This is a genomic window from Campylobacter sp. Cr9 (genome assembly GCF_020138295.1).
Lineage (GTDB): Bacteria > Campylobacterota > Campylobacteria > Campylobacterales > Campylobacteraceae > Campylobacter_E.
Window position 1 is genome coordinate 1 of the sequence record NZ_JACGBH010000030.1, and the last position, 3,122, is coordinate 3,122.

The following is a 3,122-nucleotide window of genomic DNA, read 5'->3' on the forward strand; positions in this document are numbered from 1 at the left end:
GTTGTAGGTGCAAAACACAAGTTTTAAGCATTGAAGAAACAAAAGATTTAGGCTACATTAAAAACATTCAAGACTCTAGAAGTTTGTTAAGCCCTGCAACACATGGATTTGATAATAATCCAATTGAGCCTAATAATGCTTTATTTAAGGTATTAGAAGAAAAGGTCAAAACCGCTCCTGAAGGGCTAAGAAAACAAGCAGAAAAGATAATGAATGAAGCTTATAAGAGCACACAAGAACACAAAAAAAGCTTTGAGCTTTTAAAAAAGGCTTTTAATAACGAACAAAACCTATTTAAAAAAAGCGGCTTAAGTCTTAAAGAATATAAAGAGCAAGCTATAAAAAGGTCAAAACTAAATAAAAAGGCAAGAGATACTTTAAGAATATGTATTACTAAATTTAACAATAGACCTGTATATATTGATAAATTCCAAATAGCAACTCATCTACACCATAAAGAAATTAGTGCTTATGACTATTCTTTAATAGGGCAAATATTGAAAAAAGGTAAGCAAATAGAAGTTGATGAAAACAACAAAGATAACAAAATATGTAATCAAAGCATTTTAGGTAGGAAGTATATTTTAGTATTTAAAGATTTAGAAGATGGATATTATGTGTCATCACTTAGATTTGAAACTAAGAAATAAAATTGTCAGGGTAGGTAAGGCAGAGCCTAACGAAAACCCCCTTCGTAATCGTTCAAGACCTTTGTGATGATTATATGTATTTAAGATTAAGGAGAACTTAATGGATATGCAGTTTGGCTTAGGGCTAAAGTTAGCCTTAGGTGGATTTGATAAACTAAAAACACAGCATGCAACGAGCCGATGCAAAAATATATTTTTGTGGCGAGTTGCGAAAAATAAAAAGCTAGGCAAAATAGCAAAGCTTAGCACAGATAAAATGGATAAGCTAACAACAAGCATAAATAGCTTAACCGCCTTGATATAAAAGCAGGTCTTGCAGGCGAAAAGCTAAAAGCATTTAGGGATGATTTAAGTAAAAATATCGCTAAAGTTGGTGCTTTAGCTGATTTTAATAATGCAGGGCTTAACGAAGCGAATGAATATTTTTAAGCTTAGTAATCAAGTAAATATTAGCAGTAAAGAAATAGCAATTTTAGGGCAAAATATAGTATTATTTTAGAATTAAATTATTTTTTAATGGAATATATATGAAAATTATTGATTATATAAATACTAATTTTTCAATTGGTAAAAAATTATTTTATAATAAATGGGAAATTGATTATAACGATTGTAAAAATAGAGTTGATTTGGATATGGTTAAGATTTATTATTTACCACTCAGTATAAAATTAAAACATGATTTTGACCTTGATGAGTTTGAAAAAGCTTTAAACTCAAGCCTTGAAAGTCTTCCTAAATGGTTTAAAGATAAAATAAAATGTGAAAAAGATGACTGCATTCCTTATGTAGAGTATTTTGATGAGTTTAAAAAATCTTTTGAAACTTTTGAATTTAATCTTGCTTATGCTAAAGGAATGAGAGACTGTCTTGATGGATATTTTAAAATTGATAAAGATGTAAAATTTAGTGATTTTGCAGATTTTTTACATAATTTTAGTCTTCATTATGAAAAAGTCTTACCAAAGGATGAAAAGCAACTCATTGCTTATTATAAAAACTCAAATCAAATAAGAGCTGTAATAGAAGAAAGATTTAACGATGATTGCGTGAGTTTTCTTGACTATGAAGAATCACCTTGTGCTTTATTGGCTGCTAGTTATTCAAGTTTTATTGATCTTCAATGTGGATTTGATTTAGATAATCTTTTTAATATTATGGAGACAGAATATGAAGGGGTAGAATGTTATGCTTTTGAAAATTACTATGTAGAAAAAGACAATGATGAATATTATTTGGTTAATGATGATGAGAAAATAAAGCTTAATAATGAACTTAGGTGGTGTGATATAAAAGGTTTAAAAGTTTTAAATCATGATAATAGTAAATGGCAAGAAAGAATGCAAAACTATAAAATTGCTTATAAAAATAGACTCAATAGAACATAAAATGGTTAGAAGATAATATTAAAGAATGTAGTGGTAAGGATAAAATAAATTTAAAAGAGCAGATAATAAATACTAAAAACAAACTAAAAGAACTTGAAAATCTAATTGGTTTTTAAATGGATTTATGTCATAAAATATATTATTAAAGTTTGAATATGGATGTTTATAATTCCTAATTCAAATTCCACAAAATTTTCAAAGAATTTGAATTAGGAAATTGATATTATTTAAACCATGATTTTATAGTATCAAATATGCCGTGTTGTTGTTCTTTCGCATCGTTTTTGATACCAAAACTCTCATTTAATTTTTCTAATAATTCTTTTTGTTCTGCGTTTATATGTTTTGGATACATAATACTAAGTTGAACGAATTGATCGCCTGTTCTTCTTGTGTGATGATTTCTTACACCTTCGCCACTAATTTTTACAAGTTGTTTATCGCTTAAGCCAAATGGTATTTGAATGGTTGCTTCGCCTCTAATGGTAGGCACAATTATGCTAGAGCCTAGCGCTGCTTGAGTAAATAATATCGGCACATCAATATAAATATCATCGCCTTTTCTAATAAATCTATCATCTCTTGCAACTCTTAATTTTATATATAAATCAGAGCGTTCGTTTTTGCCAATTTCATTACCTTTATTAGCACACTTTAGAGTAACTCCGTTATCTACTCCTTCAGGAATTGTTACTTCTAATTCTTCTTTTTTGCTCTCTTGCCCGCTTCCTTGACAGCTTGAGCATTTATCTTTTATAACTCTACCTTTGCCCCCACAAGCATCGCAAGTGCTAACCATTTGGAAAAATCCTTGTCTAATAGCAACTTTGCCTTTACCATTACATCTTGAGCAAGTATGAGTTGTTTTACTTGCAGAACCTGTGCCATCGCATTTTACGCAACTTGTTTTGTATGAATAATTGATTTTCTTTTTGCATCCAAATATTGCTTCTTTAAAGCTTAATTCAAGAGTTATAAATAAATCTTCATCAATTTCATCATCGCTATCACCAAAACCACCAAAAATATCGCCAAAAATATCACTAAAATTTGAAAATCCACCGAAATCAAATCCACCAGCACC

At 29.2% G+C, this 3,122-nt stretch carries 4 protein-coding genes; 3 read left to right on the forward strand and 1 reads right to left on the reverse strand.

Annotation, left to right across the window (positions count from 1 at the left end):
* The 3 genes from AVANS14531_RS09050 to AVANS14531_RS09060 all read left to right on the forward strand — a co-directional run.
* A partial coding sequence (locus tag AVANS14531_RS09050) for a hypothetical protein (RefSeq protein WP_336612148.1) occupies nucleotides 1-650 on the forward strand: 650 nt, incomplete at its 5' end.
* A gap of 100 nt (nucleotides 651-750) precedes the next feature.
* Nucleotides 751-954, forward strand: coding sequence for a hypothetical protein (locus tag AVANS14531_RS09055; protein WP_336612149.1), 204 nt, complete (start codon nucleotides 751-753; stop codon nucleotides 952-954).
* A gap of 223 nt (nucleotides 955-1,177) precedes the next feature.
* Nucleotides 1,178-2,038 carry a hypothetical protein gene (locus tag AVANS14531_RS09060; RefSeq protein ID WP_336612150.1) on the forward strand — a complete coding sequence of 287 codons (861 nt, stop codon included), beginning with the start codon at nucleotides 1,178-1,180 and terminating at the stop codon, nucleotides 2,036-2,038.
* 223 nt (nucleotides 2,039-2,261) lie between these two features.
* Here AVANS14531_RS09060 and AVANS14531_RS09065 read toward each other — a convergent pair.
* A partial coding sequence (locus AVANS14531_RS09065; RefSeq protein ID WP_336612151.1) for a DnaJ C-terminal domain-containing protein occupies nucleotides 2,262-3,122 on the reverse strand: 861 nt, incomplete at its 5' end.

Bases quoted from the DNA above. Each gene is read 5' to 3' on its own strand.
- AVANS14531_RS09060 (WP_336612150.1), top strand. From the start codon at position 1,178: ATGAAAATTATTGATTATATAAATACTAATTTTTCAATTGGTAAAAAA.
- AVANS14531_RS09055 (WP_336612149.1), top strand. From the start codon at position 751: ATGGATATGCAGTTTGGCTTAGGGCTAAAGTTAGCCTTAGGTGGATTT.